Origin of the sequence: Brevibacterium sp. Marseille-P9724 (assembly GCF_902500275.1) — a bacterium.
Classification (GTDB): Bacteria; Actinomycetota; Actinomycetes; order Actinomycetales; family Brevibacteriaceae; genus Brevibacterium.
The window spans coordinates 1-5,329 of record NZ_LR723005.1 but is presented as its reverse complement, the minus strand read 5'-3'; the positions used below and the strand labels follow the sequence as shown (position 1 = coordinate 5,329).

Below are 5,329 nucleotides of genomic sequence, written 5' to 3'. Positions count from 1 at the left end.
TTTTTTGATTTGTAGCAGGATGATGCTGGCAGCTGTTGTGGTTGTTGGTGTTGTTTTGTTCTTGTCAGTTTTCTTTTGGTTGGGATCTTCTTTTTGTTTTTAGTGGAGAGTTTGATCCTGGCTCAGGACGAACGCTGGCGGCGTGCTTAACACATGCAAGTCGAACGCTGAAGCTTGGTGCTTGCACTGGGTGGATGAGTGGCGAACGGGTGAGTATCACGTGAGTAACCTGCCCCTGACTTCGGGATAAGCCTGGGAAACTGGGTCTAATACCGGATATGACCATCTTTCGCATGTTGGGTGGTGGAAAGTTTTTTCGGTTGGGGATGGGCTCGCGGCCTATCAGTTTGTTGGTGGGGTAATGGCCTACCAAGACGACGACGGGTAGCCGGCCTGAGAGGGCGACCGGCCACACTGGGACTGAGACACGGCCCAGACTCCTACGGGAGGCAGCAGTGGGGAATATTGCACAATGGGGGGAACCCTGATGCAGCGACGCCGCGTGGGGGATGACGGCCTTCGGGTTGTAAACCTCTTTCAGTAGGGAAGAAGCCTTTGGGTGACGGTACCTGCAGAAGAAGTACCGGCTAACTACGTGCCAGCAGCCGCGGTAATACGTAGGGTACAAGCGTTGTCCGGAATTATTGGGCGTAAAGAGCTCGTAGGTGGTTTGTCGCGTCTGCTGTGGAATCGTGCCGCTTAACGGTGCGCGTGCAGTGGGTACGGGCAGACTGGAGTGCAGTAGGGGAGTCTGGAATTCCTGGTGTAGCGGTGAAATGCGCAGATATCAGGAGGAACACCGGTGGCGAAGGCGGGACTCTGGGCTGTTACTGACGCTGAGGAGCGAAAGCATGGGGAGCGAACAGGATTAGATACCCTGGTAGTCCATGCCGTAAACGTTGGGAACTAGGTGTGGGGTCCATTCCACGGATTCCGCGCCGTAGCTAACGCATTAAGTTCCCCGCCTGGGGAGTACGGCCGCAAGGCTAAAACTCAAAGGAATTGACGGGGGCCCGCACAAGCGGCGGAGCATGCGGATTAATTCGATGCAACGCGAAGAACCTTACCAAGGCTTGACATGCACTGGAATCGCCTAGAGATAGGTGCGCCCTTTGGGGCTGGTGTACAGGTGGTGCATGGTTGTCGTCAGCTCGTGTCGTGAGATGTTGGGTTAAGTCCCGCAACGAGCGCAACCCTCGTTCTATGTTGCCAGCACGTGATGGTGGGAACTCATAGGAGACTGCCGGGGTCAACTCGGAGGAAGGTGGGGATGACGTCAAATCATCATGCCCTTTATGTCTTGGGCTTCACGCATGCTACAATGGTCGGTACAGAGGGTGGCGATGCCGTGAGGTGGAGCGAATCCCTTAAAGCCGGTCTCAGTTCGGATCGTAGTCTGCAACTCGACTACGTGAAGTCGGAGTCGCTAGTAATCGCAGATCAGCAACGCTGCGGTGAATACGTTCCCGGGCCTTGTACACACCGCCCGTCAAGTCACGAAAGTCGGTAACACCCGAAGCCGGTGGCCTAACCTGTGTGGGGGGAGCCGTCGAAGGTGGGACCGGTGATTGGGACTAAGTCGTAACAAGGTAGCCGTACCGGAAGGTGCGGCTGGATCACCTCCTTTCTAAGGAGCAACACAATCAAACACACTCTTAAGGACTGCTGCTGCTGTTTGGTGGTGGTGGTTGTGGGGGTGTGTTGTGGTAGGCCCTGACATCCAGGTTGGGTGTGTGGGGTGCTCATGGGTGGAACACTGCGAAACTTCTGCACTGGCGTATCACTTCAGGGTGCTCGTGGATGGAGTGCTCGTGTGGTGGTGTGTGGGTGTGGGCAGGCACGCTGTTGGGTTGTGGGGGAACAGGCCCACACGCTCGTAGGGGTGTGTGGTGGTTCTTCTTCCACCGCCGTGGATTGTCATTCCCTGTGTTGGGGGTGGTGGTCTGGGTGTGTGGTGGTTGTTGTTGATTTGTGAATAGTGGACGCGAGCATCTGGCAATCACGCGCATGTTTATGTGTGTGGTTGTTGTGATTTTGTTTGATTTTGTGTTTCTTGTGTTATTCGTCTTGCCACCCTCGTGCGCATGTGCAGGCCTTTTTGTGGTTTGTGTGTGTCCTGTGTGGGGTGGTGAGTGTTCAAGGGCGCATGGTGGATGCCTTGGCATCAAGGGCCGATGAAGGACGCGGTAATCTGCGATAAGCCTCGGGGAGTTGGTAAACGAGCTGTGATCCGAGGGTGTCCGAATGGGGAAACCTCGCTACGTGTTGTGCGTAGTGACCACGGGGTGAATGTATAGCCTTTGTGGGGGTGACGTGGGGAAGTGAAACATCTTAGTACCCATAGGAAGAGAAAATAAGAATGATTCTGTTAGTAGTGGCGAGCGAACGCGGAAGAGCCTAAACCGTGTGTGTGTCAAGCGTGCTGGTTTTGCATGCGCGGTGTTGTGGGGCCGATCGTCTCAGTTCAGCATGGCTGGGGCATGGATGCAGTGTGGTAGGTGAACAGGTTGGGAAGCCTGACCGGAGTGGGTGAGAGTCCCGTAGCTGAAACCGCAGTGGTTTGTGTGTGTTGGTGCCCGAGTAGCACGGTACTCGTGGAATGTCGTGTGAATCTGCCAGGACCACCTGGTAAGGCTAAATACTCTTGGTGACCGATAGCGGATAGTACCGTGAGGGAATGGTGAAAAGTACCCCGGGAGGGGAGTGAAAGAGTACCTGAAACCGTGTGCCTACAATCCGTCAGAGCCCTGCTTGTTGGGGTGATGGCGTGCCTTTTGAAGAATGAGCCTGCGAGTTAGTGGCATGTGGCGAGGTTAACCCGTGTGGGGAAGCCGTAGCGAAAGCGAGTCCGAATAGGGCGACTTGAGTCGTGTGTCCTAGACCCGAAGCGGAGTGATCTAGCCATGGGCAGGGTGAAGCGCCGGTAAGACGGCGTGGAGGCCCGAACCCACCTAGGTTGAAAACTGGGGGGATGATCTGTGGTTAGGGGTGAAAGGCCAATCAAACTCTGTGATAGCTGGTTCTCCCCGAAATGCATTTAGGTGCAGCGTTGCGTGGTGCTTTGCGGAGGTAGAGCGACTGGTTGACTGATGGGCCCGCGAGGGTTACTGACGTCAGCTAAACTCCGAATGCCGTGAAGTCAGCGTGGCAGTGAGACTGCGGGGGATAAGCTTCGTAGTCGAGAGGGAAACAGCCCAGACCATCAACTAAGGTCCCTAAGCGTGTGCTCAGTGGAAAAGGATGTGGAGTTGCAGTGACAACCAGGAGGTTGGCTTAGAAGCAGCCACCCTTGAAAGAGTGCGTAATAGCTCACTGGTCAAGTGATTCCGCGCCGATAATGTAGCGGGGCTTAAGCACACCACCGAAGTTGTGGCAAAAACATATTCAACCGATAACTCGGGTGTTTTTGGGTAGGGGAGCGTCGTGTGGCCGGTGAAGCTGCGAAGTGATTCAGTGGTGGAGGCTATGCGAGTGAGAATGCAGGCATGAGTAGCGAAAGACGGGTGAGAAACCCGTCCGCCGAATGACCAAGGGTTCCAGGGCTAGGTTAATCCGCCCTGGGTTAGTCGGGACCTAAGGCGAGGCCGACAGGCGTAGTCGATGGACAACGGGTTGATATTCCCGTACCAGTGAAGAACCGTCCATACCGAAGAATCTGATACTAACCAGTGCTACACCCGCAACATGCTCCTTTGGAGTGTGTGTGGTGTGTGGTGGTGGGACCTGAGGGTTTTGTAGGTAAGCGTGGTAACAGGTGTGACGCAGGAAGGTAGCCGGGCCGTGCGATGGTTGTCGCGGTCTAAGGTTGTAGGCCGTGTGGTTGGCAAATCCGCCACACATATAGGGCTGAGAGCTGATGGGCGCCCCACAATGGTGGGGTGATCCGGTGATCCTCTGCTGCCAAGAAAAGCATCGACGTGAGGTTCAAACTGCCCGTACCCTAAACCGACTCAGGTGGTCAGGTAGAGAATACCAAGGCGATCGAGATAATCGTGGTTAAGGAACTCGGCAAAATGCCCCCGTAACTTTGGAAGAAGGGGGACCACCCTGGTGAACAACCCTGGCGGTTGGATGTGCTGGTGGTGGTCGCAGAGGCCAGAGAGAAGCGACTGTTTACTAAAAACACAGGTCCGTGCGAAGACGTAAGTCGATGTATACGGACTGACGCCTGCCCGGTGCTGGAAGGTTAAGAGGATCTGTTAGAACCTTTGGGTTCGAAGCGGAGAATTTAAGCCCCAGTAAACGGCGGTGGTAACTATAACCATCCTAAGGTAGCGAAATTCCTTGTCGGGTAAGTTCCGACCTGCACGAATGGCGTAACGACTTCTCTGCTGTCTCAACCGCGAACTCGGCGAAATTGCATTACGAGTAAAGATGCTCGTTACGCGCAGCAGGACGGAAAGACCCCGAGACCTTCACTATAGTTTGGTATTGGTGTTCGGTGTGGCTTGTGTAGGATAGGTGGGAGACTATGAGGCATGCACGCCAGTGTGTGTGGAGTCATTGGTGAAATACCACTCTGGCCATAGTGGATTCCTGAACTTCGGGCCCTGATCGGGTCCAGGGACAGTGCCTGATGGGTAGTTTAACTGGGGCGGTTGCCTCCCAAAGAGTAACGGAGGCGCCCAAAGGTTCCCTCAGCCTGGTTGGCAATCAGGTGGTGAGTGTAAGTGCACAAGGGAGCTTGACTGTGAGACGGACGTGTCGAGCAGGAGCGAAAGCTGGGACTAGTGACCCGGCCATGGCTTGTGGAAGCGTGGTCGCTCAACGGATAAAAGGTACCTCGGGGATAACAGGCTGATCTTGCCCAAGAGTCCATATCGACGGCATGGTTTGGCACCTCGATGTCGGCTCGTCGCATCCTGGGGCTGGAGTCGGTCCCAAGGGTTGGGCTGTTCGCCCATTAAAGCGGTACGCGAGCTGGGTTTAGAACGTCGTGAGACAGTTCGGTCCCTATCCGCTGCGTGCGTAGGAAATCTGAGAAGGGCTGTCCTTAGTACGAGAGGACCGGGACGGACGAACCTCTGGTGTGCCAGTTGTACCGCCAGGTGCATGGCTGGTTGGCTACGTTCGGGAAGGATAACCGCTGAAAGCATCTAAGCGGGAAGCCTGCTTCAAGATGAGATTTCCCCTGAGGTGTCCAGTAGACGACTGGGTTGATAGGCCAGATGTGGAAACACAGCAATGTGCGCAGCTGACTGGTACTAATACACCAATCACTCACCCAAACAACCCCACACACACTGTGGGGTGTCAAGACGAGTAACACACCAAACACAACACCATCATCACCATGATCGTTGTTCGCGTCCACACCAACCACCCACAC

The 5,329-nt window shown here is 55.1% G+C and carries 2 rRNA genes; both read left to right on the top strand.

Annotation, left to right across the window (positions count from 1 at the left end):
* Nucleotides 1-99 precede the first annotated feature (99 nt).
* Nucleotides 100-1,627 (top strand): 16S ribosomal RNA (locus tag GC119_RS10825).
* A gap of 499 nt (nucleotides 1,628-2,126) precedes the next feature.
* Nucleotides 2,127-5,228 (top strand): 23S ribosomal RNA (locus GC119_RS10820).
* The 16S and 23S rRNA genes sit together here, the layout of an rRNA operon.
* Nucleotides 5,229-5,329: the final 101 nt, after the last annotated feature.